At 24.7% G+C, this 15807-nt stretch carries 19 protein-coding genes and 3 tRNA genes; 11 read left to right on the forward strand and 11 right to left on the reverse strand.

Annotated features, from left to right (window positions below):
* The 4 genes from DDW03_RS01405 to gatE all read right to left on the reverse strand — a co-directional run.
* Positions 1–1564, reverse strand: a 1564-nt coding sequence (locus tag DDW03_RS01405) for a hypothetical protein (protein WP_228615284.1), incomplete at its 3' end; no start/stop codon positions are given.
* A gap of 10 nt (positions 1565–1574) precedes the next feature.
* Positions 1575–2033 carry a hypothetical protein gene (locus DDW03_RS01410; RefSeq protein WP_228615285.1) on the reverse strand — a complete coding sequence of 153 codons (459 nt, stop codon included), beginning with the start codon at positions 2031–2033 and terminating at the stop codon, positions 1575–1577.
* Positions 2018–2497, reverse strand: coding sequence for a hypothetical protein (locus tag DDW03_RS01415; RefSeq protein WP_228615286.1), 480 nt, complete (start codon positions 2495–2497; stop codon positions 2018–2020). The genes DDW03_RS01410 and DDW03_RS01415 overlap by 16 nt, the downstream gene beginning before the upstream one ends.
* A 31-nt stretch (positions 2498–2528) precedes the next feature.
* Complete coding sequence (gatE, locus tag DDW03_RS01420; RefSeq protein ID WP_228615287.1) at positions 2529–3344, reverse strand: Glu-tRNA(Gln) amidotransferase subunit GatE; 816 nt, start codon at positions 3342–3344, stop codon at positions 2529–2531.
* 51 nt (positions 3345–3395) lie between these two features.
* Here gatE and amrB point away from each other — a divergent pair, with 51 nt between their 5' ends.
* The 5 genes from amrB to DDW03_RS01445 all read left to right on the forward strand — a co-directional run bounded on the left by amrB (position 3396) and on the right by DDW03_RS01445 (position 9290).
* Positions 3396–4274: an AmmeMemoRadiSam system protein B gene (gene amrB, locus DDW03_RS01425; RefSeq protein ID WP_228615288.1), complete on the forward strand. Its 879-nt coding sequence runs from the start codon at positions 3396–3398 to the stop codon at positions 4272–4274.
* A 7-nt stretch (positions 4275–4281) separates the two neighbouring features.
* Entirely contained in the window at positions 4282–4725 is a 444-nt protein-coding gene (locus DDW03_RS01430; protein ID WP_228615289.1) for an Hsp20/alpha crystallin family protein, read from the forward strand.
* 30 nt (positions 4726–4755) lie between these two features.
* Positions 4756–5709 (forward strand): GTPase, encoded by a 954-nt coding sequence (locus DDW03_RS01435; RefSeq protein ID WP_228615290.1) that lies wholly within the window; start codon positions 4756–4758, stop codon positions 5707–5709.
* A gap of 7 nt (positions 5710–5716) precedes the next feature.
* Positions 5717–6340, forward strand: a complete 624-nt coding sequence (locus tag DDW03_RS01440) for a metallophosphoesterase family protein (RefSeq protein WP_228615291.1) — start codon at positions 5717–5719, stop codon at positions 6338–6340.
* A 163-nt stretch (positions 6341–6503) separates the two neighbouring features.
* Positions 6504–9290: an adenosylcobalamin-dependent ribonucleoside-diphosphate reductase gene (locus DDW03_RS01445; protein WP_228615292.1), complete on the forward strand. Its 2787-nt coding sequence runs from the start codon at positions 6504–6506 to the stop codon at positions 9288–9290.
* 26 nt (positions 9291–9316) lie between these two features.
* On the opposite strand, the gene DDW03_RS01450 is transcribed toward DDW03_RS01445, so the two are convergent.
* Positions 9317–9388: transfer RNA gene (locus DDW03_RS01450), tRNA-Ala, on the reverse strand.
* A gap of 68 nt (positions 9389–9456) precedes the next feature.
* Positions 9457–9540: transfer RNA gene (locus DDW03_RS01455), tRNA-Leu, on the reverse strand.
* A 39-nt stretch (positions 9541–9579) separates the two neighbouring features.
* Here DDW03_RS01455 and DDW03_RS01460 point away from each other — a divergent pair.
* Entirely contained in the window at positions 9580–10524 is a 945-nt protein-coding gene (locus tag DDW03_RS01460) for an alkaline phosphatase family protein (protein WP_228615293.1), read from the forward strand.
* Here the strand turns inward: DDW03_RS01460 and DDW03_RS01465 are convergent, their stop codons facing one another.
* Positions 10525–11202, reverse strand: coding sequence for a 30S ribosomal protein S3 (locus DDW03_RS01465; protein ID WP_228615294.1), 678 nt, complete (start codon positions 11200–11202; stop codon positions 10525–10527).
* A complete protein-coding gene (rplV, locus tag DDW03_RS01470; RefSeq protein WP_228615295.1) occupies positions 11184–11759 on the reverse strand; it encodes a 50S ribosomal protein L22 in 576 nt (191 codons plus the stop codon). The genes DDW03_RS01465 and rplV overlap by 19 nt, the downstream gene beginning before the upstream one ends.
* A 42-nt stretch (positions 11760–11801) precedes the next feature.
* Here rplV and DDW03_RS01475 point away from each other — a divergent pair, with 42 nt between their 5' ends.
* The 5 genes from DDW03_RS01475 (at position 11802) to DDW03_RS01495 (ending at position 14254) form a co-directional block, all read left to right on the forward strand.
* Positions 11802–12197, forward strand: coding sequence for a hypothetical protein (locus DDW03_RS01475; protein WP_228615296.1), 396 nt, complete (start codon positions 11802–11804; stop codon positions 12195–12197).
* Positions 12194–12538, forward strand: a complete 345-nt coding sequence (locus DDW03_RS01480; protein ID WP_228615297.1) for a hypothetical protein — start codon at positions 12194–12196, stop codon at positions 12536–12538. Before DDW03_RS01475 ends, DDW03_RS01480 begins: the two co-directional genes overlap by 4 nt.
* The gene (locus DDW03_RS01485) at positions 12535–12813 is read left to right on the forward strand and encodes a hypothetical protein (protein WP_228615298.1); all 279 of its coding nucleotides are present in this window, start codon (positions 12535–12537) and stop codon (positions 12811–12813) included. The genes DDW03_RS01480 and DDW03_RS01485 overlap by 4 nt, the downstream gene beginning before the upstream one ends.
* Positions 12813–12887, forward strand: a tRNA-Glu gene (locus DDW03_RS01490). Before DDW03_RS01485 ends, DDW03_RS01490 begins: the two co-directional genes overlap by 1 nt.
* Positions 12888–13252: 365 nt before the next feature.
* Entirely contained in the window at positions 13253–14254 is a 1002-nt protein-coding gene (locus tag DDW03_RS01495) for a hypothetical protein (protein WP_228615299.1), read from the forward strand.
* 343 nt (positions 14255–14597) lie between these two features.
* Here DDW03_RS01495 and DDW03_RS01500 read toward each other — a convergent pair whose 3' ends face one another.
* The 3 genes from DDW03_RS01500 to DDW03_RS01510 are packed head-to-tail and all read right to left on the reverse strand — an operon-like array spanning position 14598 to position 15770.
* Positions 14598–14801, reverse strand: a complete 204-nt coding sequence (locus DDW03_RS01500; protein WP_228615300.1) for a hypothetical protein — start codon at positions 14799–14801, stop codon at positions 14598–14600.
* 52 nt (positions 14802–14853) lie between these two features.
* Positions 14854–15324 (reverse strand): 50S ribosomal protein L19e, encoded by a 471-nt coding sequence (locus tag DDW03_RS01505; protein WP_228615301.1) that lies wholly within the window; start codon positions 15322–15324, stop codon positions 14854–14856.
* On the reverse strand, positions 15324–15770 hold the full coding sequence (locus DDW03_RS01510) for an uL15m family ribosomal protein (RefSeq protein WP_228615302.1): 447 nt from the start codon (positions 15768–15770) through the stop codon (positions 15324–15326). The genes DDW03_RS01505 and DDW03_RS01510 overlap by 1 nt, the downstream gene beginning before the upstream one ends.
* Positions 15771–15807 lie beyond the last annotated feature (37 nt).

Here is a 15807-nt window from a genome sequence, read left to right on the forward strand (position 1 = left end):
AAATTGAAGGCATTACATCATTAGGTGGTAATGATCTTAATAAAACCCAATATAAGTATATATTATTACCCGAGTTTTGTTGTCCTATTGTTATTGGTAAACTAAATGAGCCAGGTATTGTTGTAGTACTCAATATTTGAGTATAATTTACTAAGAAATATGTATAACTACTAGAAAATCCAATTTCATATATTGTTGGAGCATAATTATATGTTGTACTTCCTACATTAGAAGTCCCTACGTATAAATTAAATTTACCAGTATTTCCTGAATTGGGATATGTAAATGCAGCACCATTATTATTACCACCAGCTATAAGCCCACCTCCGCCACCAATGAAGTATGTATTTTTATTATTTGCTGCACCTACACCTAAACTTATATAATCCCAACTTGTACCGCTTGTAGTTGGAACAGAAGCATAAATTTGTAATATATTATTTTGTATATTAAAGTTTACTGTTGTAGTAATACCTTCATTACCAGAAGATGAATATGGGATAATTGTATAATTTGTAGAAAAAGAAACACTATTTTGATTATTATATACATAAGTCCATGGTGAAGGTAATGAACTTAGATTTCCAAAGTTTTGATAATAATTAAATACTTTTTGTCCATTATCATATTGAGAAGTACCTAAAACTTGTATAGGTGCACCAACATATGGATAATATTGAGAATAGTAATTAGTGCTATTTGGTCCTATATTCATATAAATAGTTATATTTGAATTAGCAGGGATACCTTTTGTTAAATTTATCCACCATACATCACAATAAGTACTTCCATTAATCAATTGACCTTCATACCATGAATATATGTTTGGATTACTGTTATAAGTTATAGTAAAGTATACATTTTGACCATTTGGATTTATACAATTAAATAACGTTGCATTATTTATATATGCAAAACTATTACCAATATTTATACTTCCATTACATATTGCTATATCTTGTTGAAATGGGGAAGGAGTTGAAATAGATTGAGTATTATATATTACTAAAGGTAAATATGATAATTGACAGGTTGGGGTGGTTGGGGTACTTGATGTAGAGTTTGATGAAGTATTTGAAGTAGATGTTGATATATTAAAGGTGATTGGTGGTTGAAAATAATTAATTAATGTATTAGAAATATATTTTATATCAAATATTCCAAGTATATCATCCCCCAATCCAACTTCTAATTTATAATTTCCATTTTGATCTGGGGGAATTTGAGATAAATTTGCAACAATAATTAATAAACCATTATTATATGGATTTACAATTGATCCATTTGGATTATAAGGATAAACATTAACCAATCTATTATTTACAATTGCAAATACTTGAGAATAATTAACAGGTTCTGAAGGTTTTACATATGCATATAATGTATTATTTGCTATAAAATAATCTAATAATTGGAAATTTAATTCTAAAGATCTTGAAATTTCCTGTCCAGATGGGTTTATTATATTTAAATTTGGAGATATTATATTGTATATTATAACAGTAGCAAGAGCACCTGCTATTAATAATATTAATGCTATAAATGTTTCAGATTGTAATCTCATATTATATTAATTAATTAGCGTATATTAAAGTTTGAAACTTAACCCCATAACAGGATACCAATATTATATAATTCCATGAATTATTTACTAAATAATTATTACCAAAATATATTGTTGCATTTTCTCCTGGTAATAATAGATTTGATGGATATAAATAATTTATAGAATAATTAAATGGAGAAAAATAACCATTAATATATAATTGAAAACAAGATAAATCCAATGCTTTGTTTCCATTATTATATATAATCAAATAAGGGTTTGAATAGTTTGTTTGATTATTTAAAAATTCTATATTTTCTCCAATAATATTTTTTATTTGATTATCTATTGAATTTGCTGTATAATAAAAGTTTTTATAATAATTATTTAAAATTAAATATAGAACTGATGAAGAAACAATAAAAATAACAAATCCAATAATTGCTCCAATAATTGATCCTAGATCAGATCTCATTCTATTGTACATGTACCTGATGTTGTATTAACATATATTGTATTCTCTGTATATGCTCCAGTAGATGCTACAATTCTTACTTGATAAAAGTTTGTTGTTACAGAAATATTTGCAACAATTGCAATTGTATCATAAGGACCCCATGCAGAGGTGCCAGTATAACTATTTGCAATATAAATTTTTGTATTATTTATTAATTCCCCATTGATAAATAATAATGTTAAATTTTGATTTAGTACAACACTTCCTCTATTTGTTACATAGAAATATAATAAATTTGTAGTACTATTATAAGCACAAGAATCTAATGTAATATAGGTATTTAATTGATTTTCTAATGATTGAGAATTCGCAATTGCGGCATTACTTATTCCATTTAAATTATTATATGCAGTAGAAACAAATATATAAGCAGCAATACCTGCAACTATAAATAATATAATTTCTACAAGAATTGTTCCAAATTGAGTTTTCATTAAGAATTATGATCTATTAAAAAATATAAATCTATTCTATTAGTTCATATCCTTCAATACCCTTTTCATTCATAATCCTTTTCCATTCTAACATTCTTTCTTGTCTTTTTACTTCTAGTTCACAAACTTTATCTATTATTTTTAAATTCTGTACACCCTTTATTTCAATTTTCTCTCCTCCTTCTATTGATATATTTAAATCTTGTCTAATAGTTCCCAATCCTCTTTTTACTTTCCCAGTCAATCTTAATATTAATCCAATATATTCAGCTACCTCTTTTACTTCTTTTGGATCCATTAAATCTGGACCTGTAGATATTTCTATTAATGGTATTCCCAACCTATCTAATCTATAAATTATATAATCTTCTCCTTCTTCAATTTTTCTTGCAGCGTCTTCTTCAATACAAATTGTTCCTATACTTATTTTTTTATCTTTATATTTTAATTCTCCATTTAATGATAATAATAATGTTCTTTGAAAACCTGAAGTATTTGATCCATCTACAACAATTTTTCTCATAACTTGTAAAACCTTTGGAATATACATATTAAAAAATGTTGAAATTAGTATTCCAAATTTTAATGCTTCAATATTAATTAAATGTGGTGGTTCTTCATCAAGTTCAACTAGGCAAGAATAATCTTTAGAATATTCATATATATATTTTTTATCCTTCATTGTCTCATATTCAGCAGCAATATCCTTTTTTCCAGTTTCACTTAATGTTGCTCTCAATTTTCTTTCAATTCTATAATCATATTTATCACTTAAATTTGTAGGACAATTACAAAATAGTTTTTCTTTTGTATCAATTTGTTGATGTATTTCTAATCCAGCAATCATAAGAATAAAAATATTAAAAAAATTAATAAATTATAATTTCAAAATAAAATTATGCAATTTATGAAAGCAAAGGGTTTCTATTCATTTGATTCTTCTGATTTACTCTCTCAAATCGAACAATACTTTATGGATAAAAGATATGGACCTGGGTATATTCCAAAAAACATAAAAAAGGAAAAAAATATAATTTCTGGAATTGTTCCACATGCAAGTTATGAATACCTTTTACCAGTTTCTATAAAATTATATAAAGAATTATATGAAAATTTTGATTTTGATACAATAATAATTATTGGTCCAAATCATTATAATGTTGGTCAGAAGATAAATTTGATAATTGATGATTGGTATACACCTTTTGGTATAATTAAAACAGATGTTGAATTTGCCAGAAAAATATTAAATAATTATGATTCGTATGAAAATCCAATATTACCTAGATATGAATATTCAATTGAAGTTCAATTACCCATATTAAGATATTTATTTAAAGATAAAGTAAAGATTGTCCCAATAATTGTAAAAGATGTTGAATTAGAAATGATAAAAGATTTTGTTAAATTATTAAAAGAATTATCTAGAGAATTAAATAGAAAAATAGTATTAATATCTACTGGAAATTTATATCATCATGGAGAATTTTATGGAAATATTATATATAAAGAAAAAATATCTGAAAATGTAAAAAAAGAATCTGAAAAAATAATAGAATATATATTAAATTTAGATTCTGAAAAATTATATAAATTGGAAATAGATAGTAAAATATTTTGTGGAAAATATCCTTTCTTATTCTTTATAGAATATACAAAATTATATAAGGGAAAAATAGAACTAATAAATCATATTTTATCTTCTGAAATAAATAAAGATGAAAAGAATGTTGTTGATTATGCATCTTTATTATCTTATAAATCATTAAAGAAATAATAATATTATGGATACAGACGACTTTAATGACATATATGAAGAAATCAGGAAAGAATTCGCTAGACAGATGAAATTATTGAGAAAAATATTCAATAGAGCCAGAAAAGGATTAAGATTTAACTTTGAATATGAAGTACCTGCAGCAGATGTAATAGATAAAGGCGATAAATATTTGATAGAAATAGATCTACCAGGTGTTGATAAGAAGGATATAAATGTTACTTTAGTAGATCATCATCTAAAAATTGTAGCATCTAAAAAAGTTGAAAAAGAGGAAAAGGATGAGAATTATATATTATCTGAAAGAGTATTTTCGGGATATAAAAGGATAATTCCATTACCAGAAGATGCAGATGAGAATTCTATAAAGGCAAAATATGAAAATGGAGTATTAAGGATTGAAATAGGAAAAAAGCCAGGCTATGAAGGAAAGAAAATTAATTTAGAATAATTTTTTTAATTTTTTATAATATAAATTTTTATGAAATATAAATTTGTTGAAGAATTATTATCATCCGCATTTAAGAGAGCAAAAAATAGTGGTAATCAATTTTATGATATAAAAGAAAGAAATATAGTAAAATTACAAACAATATATCAATATATTGATGATAAATTAGAAAAAATATATAATGATATAATTTTACCTGAGAACAAATTCTATAAAGAATTATATAAATTATTATTTACGGATATAAATATAAAAAAATTGAAAGAAAGGATAAAGTATATAAGAAAAATAATAAAGCAAATTTATTTAAAGTATAAGAATGATATAAAGTTAACAAAAGATAAAAAATTAATAGAAAGATATAGAAGAGAATTTTATGGGAGAATATCTAGTATATTAAGAAGAAATTGGATAATATTTAAATATTATAATATTTATTTAAATAGAAGAAGAAAAATTCCAAATATTAAAAATTTACCTACAGTTGTTATTTCAGGTTTACCAAATGTTGGAAAAAGTACATTATTAAAAAATTTAACAGGATCTAATGTTAAGATTGAACCATATCCATTTACAACAAAAGATTTAATGGTAGGATATATTAAAACACCATATTTTGATATACAGGTAATTGATACACCAGGAATTTTAGATAGATCCATAGAAGAAATGAATGAAATTGAGAAAAAATCTATATTAGCATTAAATTATCTTGCAAATTTGATTATATATGTTTTTGATTTAACAGAAACATGTGGATATAGTATTAAAGAACAAATAAATTTATTAAATAATATAAAAAAGATATTTAATAAAGAAATAATATTGTATTTTTCTAAGAAAGATTTATTTAAAGAAAAAGAGGAAAAAATTCTTAATGAATTTATTAAAAATTATAATAATATGAATATTTTTTATGATTATAATGAACTAAAAGAATTTTTAATATCATATATAAAAAATAAAAAGGAATGGTATATATAAATATATTATGAAGCTAATAGTTTCATCCGATATACATAATGATTTCGGAATGATATATAAAATAATAGAATTATATAAAAAGGAAAGACCAGATTATATAGTAATTTTAGGAGATATATCTGAATTTGGAGAAATAGAAAAAGGATTGATAAAAAAATTAACAGAATATATAAATCCAAATAAAATTTTAATAATACCAGGAAACCATGAAACATCTGAAGATATAGAATTATTAGAAAAAATATATAAAATAAGAAATTTAGATAAAAGATATATAATAAAGGATAATTTTGTATTGGTTGGATTTGGAGGAGCGGATGTATTATTAAATGTAATTGATGAAAAAGAATTTGAAGAATTTTTAAATGAATTAAAGAAAAAAATTAATGATAAATATATTATTTTATTGACCCATATCCCACCAAAGGGTTCTATATCTTCTTTAGATATTTCTGGTAGTTATGCATTGAGAAAATTTATTCAAAATAATGATAAGGTTATTTTAAATATACATGGGCATATGCATGAAACAGGAGGTTTGGAGGATATAATAAATAAAGCAAAAATTTTAAATGTTGCCAGGGAAGTAAAATTGGTTGAAATATATGATAAAAAGACAAAAATAAAGTAAAAATAAGTATTTAGCTAGTAAGAAGGGAAAAATAAAAGAAATAGCACTGGGACAATATATTTATAAAGAATATTTATTGATTATCAATGAAATAAATATTTATAACTGTCATTTTTAAATTCATCATAGAAAAGAATTTTAAAATTTTTTATAAAAAATTTAAATGAGTGATATGGGATTTATAAATAGTTTTTCTCAAGAAAAAAAAGAAAAAGAAGTTGTTTTAGGACAAAAAAATTATAAAATAAAAAAAGTTATTAAAAGAGATGGAAGAATTGTTGACTTTGATCCAGAAAGAATAAAATATGCTGTGGAGAGAGCAATGAAAGCTGTTGGTCAATATGATAAAGAAAAATTAGAGAAAGTTGTTGATTATATAATAAGAGTATTAGAGGAAAAATATGATGATATAAAATATCCAACTGTTGAAGAAATTCAAGATATTGTTGAATTATCTTTGTTGAAATTTGATTTATATGATGTTGCTAAAGCATATATTTCTTATAGGAAAGAAAAAGAAAAAATAAGAGAAGAAAAGAAAAATTTATTGGGAAAATTCTATGAAGAAGAAGTTGCAAAAAGATTTTCTGTTAATTCAATTAGATTAATGGTAAATAGATATTTATTAAGAAATGAAAATAAAGAACTAATAGAAGGTCCAAAGCAAATGTTTGAAAGGGTTGCAGCATTAATTGTAATACCTGATATATTATATGATGAAAGAATATATGATAAAGATGGAAAACAAAAGGTACATCCAAAAGAGGAATTTGATTTTGTAAAAAACGAAAATAAATATGGATTACCAATAAAAGATCCTAAATTTAGATGGAATAGATATCATTTAGAAAGAATGAAATATTTGTATGATTATTTAAATGAAAGAGGTCATATGAAGGTTTTATGGTCAGAATTTATAAATATGTTAGAAAAAGGAGAATTTGACAAATATTACGAAAACTTTTATCAATATTATGATTTAATGGTAAGTAAAAGATTTATGCCAAATTCTCCAACATTATTTAACGCAGGTGCTCCTTTAGGACAATTATCTGCATGTTTTGTATTAGATATTGATGACGATATGGAATCTATAATGAAATCAGCAACAGAAGCAGCTTTAATATTTAAATCTGGAGGTGGAATTGGAATAAATTATTCAAAATTAAGACCTGAAGGTGATGTTGTCGCATCTACTGGAGGTGTTGCTTCAGGTCCGGTTTCATTTATGAAAATTATAGATACAGTTACAGATGTAGTAAAACAAGGAGGAAAGAGAAGAGGAGCAAATATGGGAATTTTGGAATCCTGGCATCCTGAAATATTTAAATTTATACATTTAAAGGAAAAAGATGGTATATTAGAAAACTTTAACATATCTGTAATGTATGATCCATCATTTTGGGAACATTTTGAAAATAAAAAAGAGTATCCATTAATTAATCCAAGATTATTGAGGAAATATAATTTACCTTTCCCAGGCGATCCAAATTTTGATATAAATAAAGTACCAAAAGAGGCAATTACAGGATATGTAAATCCTGAAACAATATTACAAGAAGCAGCATATGTTGCATGGGAAAAAGGAGATCCAGGATGTTTATTTATGGATAATATAAATAGAAGAAATGTTCAATATAAATATAGAGGACCAATTAGAGCTACTAACCCTTGCGGAGAACAGCCTCTATATCCATATGAATCATGTAATTTAGGATCAATTAATTTATATGCTTTGGTTGAATTTAAAGATGGAAAAGCAGAATTTAATTGGAATAAATATATTGAAACAATTAAATGGGCTTATAGATTCTTAGATAATGTAATAGATGTAAATAAATATCCAATAAAGGAAATTGAGATAGCTTCAAAATCTGTAAGAAGGGTTGGTCTTGGATTTATGGGGTTGGCAGATTTATTCTATGCACTGGGAATTCCATATACATCGGAAGAGGCCTATAAATTATTAATGAAAATATCAGAATATTTAACATATTATTCAATGTTAGAATCTGTTGAAAGAGCAAAAACAAGGGGTAAATTTGATAGATATGATCAAACAACATATAAAGACGGAGAGTTACCTGTAGAAGGATATTATCATAGAGAATTATGGACATTGGATTGGGAATATTTGAAAGAACAAATAATAAAATATGGAATAAGAAATGTTGAAGTTACATCGGTTGCTCCTACAGGTTCTATATCAATGATAGCAGATACATCTTCAGGTATTGAACCACAATATTCTTTAGTATATGAAAAAAGAGTAACTGCTGGTGTATATTATTATGTAGATCAAGAATTGGAAAGACAATTAAGGGAAAGAGGATTATATAATAATGATATATTAAAGAAAATATCTGATAATGGTGGAAGTTTATTGGGAATAAAAGAGATACCAGATGATTTGAAAGCAATATTCTTAACTGCATTAGATATACCATGGTGGGATCATATAAGAGCGCAAGCAGTTTCCCAAATGTGGATAACTACATCAATATCAAAGACAATAAATATGCCAAATTGGGTTCAGCCAGATGATGTATATTATTCATATTTATTAGCATATAAGATGGGATGTAAAGGAATTACAATATATAGAGATGGATCAAAATCTTCACAAGTATATGTAGCTCCTTCAGAAGCAAGTAAAGCGAGATTTATGGATTACTTTAGATTAATTAGAGAAGGTAAAATAAATAATAAAACAATTGAAATATTAAATCAATATGGAATAAAGTTACCAAACTGGTATTATGAATTAAATAACAATGTTGAAGTACCAAAAGTAAAATTGAATGTAAACATAAATAATACATTAAAAGTTGAAGAAAATGGAAATAATAAAGTTGAAAAATGTCCTGTATGTGGATCTACAAGGTTAAAACATGAAGCTGGTTGTGTTGTATGTATTGATTGTGGATGGTCTGAATGTATAATTGCTTAATTTTTTATAATTTTTAAAAATAAAGGTGGACCCGCCGGGATTTGAACCCGGGATCTCCGGCTTGCAAGGCCGACATCCTACGACTAGACTACGGGCCCAATTATTAAATTTCTTAATATTTATTTTTATATAAATTTGTTTTTTGGAATAATTGAAAAAGCAATTATGCGGCGGAGGGGATTTGAACCCCTGACGGATCTACTCCACTGGGTCTTGAGCCCAGCCCCTTTGTCCGCTCGGGCACCGCCGCTTAATAATTATATTTAGAAATTTTAATAATTTAAATAATATGGATAAGGGGGTATTTATTATATTAGATGGATTAGGTGATAATTTAATTAAAGAGTTAAGATATAAAACACCTTTGGAAGATGCTAAAAAACAAAATATTGATAAATTGGTAAGATATTCAGAATGTGGATTATTATATATAAAAGAAAGAGGATACATTCCAAAATGTATTGAAGCAAATTTATCATTATTAGGTTATGATTTTAAGTATAATGAATTAATATTTAAAGCATTGGTATATAAAGAATTAAAAGAAAACCAGTTTTTAGTTGAAATAGAATCAAAAGAAGATCCAAAAATAAAAGATATATACGATATAATAAAATATAAAGATAATAATTACATTTTGATTTTTGATAATTATGATAAGGAAATAATTGAAAAATTAAAGAAATATAAGATAAAAAACAAAGCAATATATAAAGGTTTAAATAAAAAAGATTTATTTGAAAAAAAATACAAAGTAAAAGCATTATATTTATCTTCAAGTCCCATTCATTTATCAATTGCAAAATATTTGAAAATTGATTATGAAAAACCTTTGGGAACTACTGGAAAAAGTAATGAGAATTTATTTTCATTTTCAGAATATGCAATAGCAAATAGGAATAAATATGATATAATATTTATTCATATAAGGGCTCCAGACATATTATCTCACTTAAAAAATCCATTTAAAAAGAAAAAAATAATTGAAGAAATTGATAAATATTTAATAAAAAGAATAAAGGAATATTTTGATGCAATATTAATTACTGGAGATCATTCTACATCATCAATTAAAGGAAGGCATATTTCAGATCCTGTACCAGTTATGATATATTCAAAATATTCAAGATATGGTTTTGTAAAAAATTTCTCTGAAAGAAAATGTATAAAGGGAACTTTAGGGATATTGAATTCAAAAGATATTATAAAAATATTTATTGATAGATTAAAATAATTATTGTCCTTGTTTAGCTAATTTTTCTAATAGAGAAGGATCTATTTTTTCTAATTCTTCAGGTTTTATTTCTGATAGATCCTTTATATTTATTCTATCAGGTAATTTATCTGTTGGTTTTAATATTCTAACCTGAACTCCAATTACTCCAGAAGGTAATTTTGCATGTCTTATACTTTTTCCAATTATTTTATTTAATTCTCCCGATTTTTTAATATATCCTTTCTGTTCTCTTATTGTAGATGATCTATCTCCAATTATTTTTCCAGTAACCCTTACTTCAATACCTAAAGCCCCAGCCTGCATTACTTGTTCCATTACTCTTTGCATAATTCTCCTTATTGCTCTATTTCCATATCTTTCTATTTGAGATGCAATTAAATCTGCAACAATTTCAGAATCTAATAATGGATTTTCTACTCCGATAACTTCTATATTTGGATCCTTAACATTTGCAATATTTTCTACAATTTTCTTAATTTCATCTAAATTTTCATTTGCTCTTCCTAGAACTAATCTTGGTCTTGCACAATATATAATAACTTTTGTACCCATTGAAACCTTGAAATATTCAACTTTACTAATTAATTTACCTTTAAATCTTTCTTTTAAAGTTTTATCTAATATTGCCTGTATTTTTTGTTCTCTTAAAAGTTCCTCTATATTTTTTGACGCCATTCTTCTAATATTTGTTTAACAATTTGTTTTAAGCCTTTTCTTTTTAGTTTCTTGGAAGTATCTAATGATTCTAAATACAATCCATATATTTTAATGTGTGATGTTTTCTTATGAACAGTTATTAATGCTCTTCTTATTCCACTAGGACCTGTTTTTATCTTTACAACTCTCAATCTTCCAGGAAACTTATTTCCCTTAGAAACATTAACAGAAACAATTACAACTTTATTGGGATCTAAACCCATATTTTTTGCATTATTTTCTAAAGAATTTAATAATTTAATAAAATATTTTGAAACCTTAACTGGATATCTTCCATATGGAACTTTTCCCATTACATTTTTATGGTGTGCTTGCTTTTTGTGATATCTATAATATGGAACTGCAATCTTTTTTTCAATAACCATTTCTAAATATTTTTTTGCATATGGTATTGTTAGATATTTAATAAATCTCCCAACCATTTCAGAATCTTTTCTTGATATAGGTAAATTAATAGATGATACAGTAACAATTTTTTTATTCTCCCTTAATAATGATACCAGTTTTGAATCCATTTAGACATCTATATATAAAAATATTTATAAAACATATAATATATGCTAGATAGGTTTTTTGAATTATTTGTAATTGTCCTAGTAATATTTTTTATTACTTTATTATTAATGGAGAAAGTTTCTTATATTTATAATATTAATGAAAAATATCAAATTATATATAATCAATTTATGGATGGGAGAGTTTTAATTAAAGAAATTACAGAGCAATATACTAATAATATTTGTAATTTGACATCAAATAATTTTGATCCAAGTATAATGGATAATTTAGCAAGTTTTCCATATGAAATAATATATGAAAACTTAAGTAATACTAGCCAAGAGTATATTTTTAGTAATGATAATATAACAAATATGCAAAATAATTATATAGAATTTAATAGGGTTTGTTATTATGATGGCTCATTATTCTTAGTTAGTGTATTAGTTCAATGAGATCTTTTAGTATATCAATATTTATTGAATTAGTAGTTGTAATAATTGTTTTATATTTTATTTTAACTTCAACATATTATAGTAGTTTCTATATTAGAGGATATAATAAAGAAGATCTATATGCATCATTGATATCAATAAATTATATGGATTTAAACAATACACAACAACTAAATAATAGTTTATATCAAATTGTTACAAATATTTTACCATATTATTATGTTGAAATAAATGGGCAGGTTGCATTTAATAATATAAATTTAAGTGAAGCAGAACAGGGAATTGAAACATTTTATATTATTAATGGCTCAGTAGATTATGTAGATATATATTGGAAATGAGATCTCAATTTATTCTATTATATTTAGTTTTAATATTATTTATAACATTATACTTTATTTCAAATTTACAAAACAATTTCTATTATCAACCAAATATTGGTAAATATATTGCAGAAGATTTTTATGTTAAATTATTATTATATCCAAATTATTCTTCCACCATAAATCAAACATATTATAATATCTGTTTAGAAGAGAATATAATATGCTATGATAATGGAACAAATATAATAGTTATAACTCAAAATTCTGAATATATATTAAATAACCCATAGCCCCCATCGTCTAGTCCGGTCCAGGATACGGGGTCCTCATCCCCGAGACCCGGGTTCAAATCCCGGTGGGGGCAAATTATAATTTTTAATTGTAAATCTTGTAAAGTATTCAAAAACATAAAAAATTTTAGCTAATTACCCTTTTAGTAATTTTATAATAAAATAGAAGTTAGATATTTGATATCGATCAAAGATTATGAATTAATAAGATAAATCATTGATTATAAAAAGATTTTAGATTAAGTGATGACAATTATTCTTGATACTGGAGCAATTTAAAATATAGAGAATTAAAGTAGTCTAAATTTTGGAACAATGAAAAAATTTAATAAAAAGATAATAAGTATTAAATGTCAGATATTGGTAATTTTTCTTAAGAGTTTGAAATAAAATTCTTATAAATCATAAGATTTTAAAAAATTCTTTGAAATAAACTTTTATGGAAAATTCTAATGAAAATATAAAATTCGGCATCTGTCCAGAATGTAAAGTAAGATATAATGATTCTTCTGAAAAGAAACTTGAACAATGTCCTTATTGTAAAGAATGGTTTTGTGAAAAACATGTAGAACCCAAATTAGTAATAACTTGGAGTGCAATAGAAAGAACTAGAGATCGTATTTTAAAAGAAAAACTTTATGAAGAATGGAGAAAGGAGGGCGGTCATCCAGATTCTATTTGGACAATGCAATATTTTGAAAGTTTTGAAATAAAAGAAAAAGAAGAAAGAGAAAAATTTTTAAAAGTTTTAGATAAGATAGAAAAAATGAAAAAAATTAATTTATATGATAAATCTTCAAAGAAATTTCCTAAAAAAGGAAGGTCCTTTAAATTTCTATCAATAAAAAAATTCTTTAAATCAATATTTGGTTCAGAAAGTATAGATGGAACAGTTTTATTAGGACTATTTTTATCTCTTTTCTCACTCTTTCTTCCCTGGATTTCTATCTCTTTATATGGATACCCTATAGACATTACATGGGTTAACATGTTTCAAGAATATATATTAAAAATTCAGGTGAAAAGTTTATCGAATAATATTGTAACTTCTTATGTTATAACTGTAAATTATCTTCTAATAGCTCTTCTTATTATTATTGTTTTAGGTTTTATAATTGTAATTTTTGGATTGTTACTTGCTAAAAATTCTATTATTTTTACGGGTTCGTTATTTTTAATTATTTCTGCATTATCTTTTTTGTATTATTTATCAACTTCTAGCGAGGTAAGCTTAGTTAGCTTTGCTGGAATAGGATTTTGGATTTTTACAATAAGTTCTATACTTATAGCTTATGGCTCAGCAAAAAACGTATCAAAAATTGGAATTTTTTCATCTCTATTGATTGCTATTATTGTCTGTGCTTTTTTTCTATCGAATTTAGGGGTGCCATTTATCACAAAAATAAGTGAACTAATAAGAAGGTTATTCTTATCCATATAAAGAGGTAAAGTCCTTAATAGAAAATAATATAAGATATTACTTGGAGACTCTAGATGTTATCGAATGTTTTTATGGTTTTGTTCTCGATTTAAATAAATTGCAAGTCATTTCAATTAATTTGGACCAATTGATAAATATGCTAAAACTTTATGCCAATAATTTATCATAAAACTATTCATTTAGAAAATTATTAAGATTTTAAATATTTTGATTGCTGATTTGTAAATAAAATTTTTATTAATCTATTACAGATACTAAATTTATGTTCTAGATTTTTATCAAATTTTATGTAATTTTCTTATTAAACCTAATATTTTTATAAAATATAAATTAAGAAAAAATTTTATTGTCCAGCCCAAACATATTTTCCACCTTGTTCCTTTATCATCCCTTTATTTACGTATCTTGTAATTAATGCTTTTACAACTGCTGGTTTCTTTCCTAATTTATTTGCTATTTGTTGTGCTACTTTATCTACTTCATCCTTTGATACACCCTTTTTGAATGCAGCTTCTATTTCTGCTCTTAATTGAGATGGTGTTGCCATAAAGAATATATAGGTGAAATGATTATAAACTTTAAATAAAAAATTTTATAAACTATTTATTTAAAACCTCTTTTTCATTCTTTAATATTCCTAAATCCTTAAGATAAATTAAAATAGCTCTTTTGCTCTTAAACTCATTACTTTTAGCTCTTTTATATAAATCTCTATATAACTTTTTATCAATTATGCTCTTCTCTTTTAATTCTCTTAATAAATTCCTTATTGCCCTTATTCTTTTAATCCAGCTTTCTTTCTTGTCCAATCTAGCTTTTCTACCTCCTTTTCTAGATCCTGACCCTCTTCTCCTTCCTTTTTTCTTCTGTTCTTTAATATAATTTGCCCATGTTCTAGATTGACCTCTAACTTGTTTTACTCTTATTATTCCTTTATCAATTAAATCTAAAACATCAGATCTGCTTAAAGCTTTAGATACATCCTGTATTTTATTTGGATCTATCCATATTCTATCTTTTCCAACACCAAGGATTTCAGATGCTAATTTCTTTTGTAATGATAGATCCATTATTTAATTATTACCTCTCCACCAATGTTTTTAACCTTTTCTATTGCCCCTTCTGATGCTTCTCTTACATATATTTTCATTTTCTTGCTAATTTTTCCAGCACCCAATAATTTATCAACGCCTATTTCATCTAAATCTATTACATAATATTCCCCATCATTTTTTATTATCCCCTCAGATAATAAATAATCGAAATATTCTTCTATATCTCCTAAATTAATTATGGACTTTTCAATATTATATTTAATACTTGTAAATCCTTTTTTATCCTCAAATCTTTCCGGATATTCTTTAATTAACTTAATATATTTCTGTTTCTTAAACCTCCATCCAGAGAAACCTGAACCACCCTTATTACCCTTACCTCTATTTCTATCATTATACCCTCTTCTAGCATATCTTTGTCCAAGGTATTTCCTATATTTTCTTTTCCTGTGAGCGACCATAGATAACCAAATATTTTATTAAACAATTTTTAAATTT

Source organism: Candidatus Nanobsidianus stetteri (genome assembly GCF_003086415.1).
In the GTDB taxonomy this organism is placed as follows: Archaea; Nanobdellota; Nanobdellia; order Nanobdellales; family Nanobdellaceae; genus Nanobdella; species Nanobdella stetteri_A.

Excerpts from the sequence above, each read along its gene's own strand:
- DDW03_RS01445 (WP_228615292.1), top strand. The coding sequence starts at position 6,504 with ATGAGTGATATGGGATTTATAAATAGTTTTTCTCAAGAAAAAAAAGAA.
- DDW03_RS01415 (WP_228615286.1), bottom strand. The coding sequence starts at position 2,497 with ATGAAAACTCAATTTGGAACAATTCTTGTAGAAATTATATTATTTATA.
- DDW03_RS01510 (WP_228615302.1), bottom strand. The coding sequence starts at position 15,770 with ATGGTCGCTCACAGGAAAAGAAAATATAGGAAATACCTTGGACAAAGA.
- DDW03_RS01480 (WP_228615297.1), top strand. The coding sequence starts at position 12,194 with ATGAGATCTTTTAGTATATCAATATTTATTGAATTAGTAGTTGTAATA.
- DDW03_RS01505 (WP_228615301.1), bottom strand. The coding sequence starts at position 15,324 with ATGGATCTATCATTACAAAAGAAATTAGCATCTGAAATCCTTGGTGTT.
- DDW03_RS01410 (WP_228615285.1), bottom strand. The coding sequence starts at position 2,033 with ATGTACAATAGAATGAGATCTGATCTAGGATCAATTATTGGAGCAATT.
- DDW03_RS01440 (WP_228615291.1), top strand. The coding sequence starts at position 5,717 with ATGAAGCTAATAGTTTCATCCGATATACATAATGATTTCGGAATGATA.
- gatE (WP_228615287.1), bottom strand. The coding sequence starts at position 3,344 with ATGATTGCTGGATTAGAAATACATCAACAAATTGATACAAAAGAAAAA.
- rplV (WP_228615295.1), bottom strand. The coding sequence starts at position 11,759 with ATGGATTCAAAACTGGTATCATTATTAAGGGAGAATAAAAAAATTGTT.
- DDW03_RS01465 (WP_228615294.1), bottom strand. The coding sequence starts at position 11,202 with ATGGCGTCAAAAAATATAGAGGAACTTTTAAGAGAACAAAAAATACAG.
- DDW03_RS01430 (WP_228615289.1), top strand. The coding sequence starts at position 4,282 with ATGGATACAGACGACTTTAATGACATATATGAAGAAATCAGGAAAGAA.
- DDW03_RS01435 (WP_228615290.1), top strand. The coding sequence starts at position 4,756 with ATGAAATATAAATTTGTTGAAGAATTATTATCATCCGCATTTAAGAGA.
- DDW03_RS01475 (WP_228615296.1), top strand. The coding sequence starts at position 11,802 with ATGCTAGATAGGTTTTTTGAATTATTTGTAATTGTCCTAGTAATATTT.
- DDW03_RS01485 (WP_228615298.1), top strand. The coding sequence starts at position 12,535 with ATGAGATCTCAATTTATTCTATTATATTTAGTTTTAATATTATTTATA.
- amrB (WP_228615288.1), top strand. The coding sequence starts at position 3,396 with ATGCAATTTATGAAAGCAAAGGGTTTCTATTCATTTGATTCTTCTGAT.
- DDW03_RS01460 (WP_228615293.1), top strand. The coding sequence starts at position 9,580 with ATGGATAAGGGGGTATTTATTATATTAGATGGATTAGGTGATAATTTA.
- DDW03_RS01500 (WP_228615300.1), bottom strand. The coding sequence starts at position 14,801 with ATGGCAACACCATCTCAATTAAGAGCAGAAATAGAAGCTGCATTCAAA.
- DDW03_RS01495 (WP_228615299.1), top strand. The coding sequence starts at position 13,253 with ATGGAAAATTCTAATGAAAATATAAAATTCGGCATCTGTCCAGAATGT.